This window comes from Paraburkholderia sp. EG286B (assembly GCF_040965655.1).
Lineage (GTDB): Bacteria > Pseudomonadota > Gammaproteobacteria > Burkholderiales > Burkholderiaceae > Paraburkholderia.
The window spans coordinates 1-255 of sequence record NZ_JBFRCF010000259.1 but is presented as its reverse complement, the minus strand read 5'-3'; the positions used below and the strand labels follow the sequence as shown (position 1 = coordinate 255).

Annotated in this window: 1 pseudogene; it reads right to left on the bottom strand. The window is 66.3% G+C overall.

What is annotated here, in order from left to right:
• Positions 1–255, bottom strand: a pseudogene (locus tag AB4Y42_RS44670) (nitroreductase family protein); the annotation flags it as partial.

Genomic DNA, 255 nt, shown 5'->3' with positions numbered 1-255 from the left:
CGAGCGGGCAGCGTAGATCATTGCCGACGCGCCGAATGTTGCCGTGCGTACGGCTTCGTCGCGACGACGCTGCGGATATTCCATGTACAGTTCGCGGGCCGGGGCCTCCCACTCCGACACCATCGTCGCCGGCATCACGCCTGCTTCGACCAGCGGAGCCAGGCGATCCGGAATCACGCTGGTGTCGACCAGCTGTCCGCAGATGATGAAGGTGACTGCCGCGTCAGCGACAGCCGGCTGGCTCCAGGCAAGCGG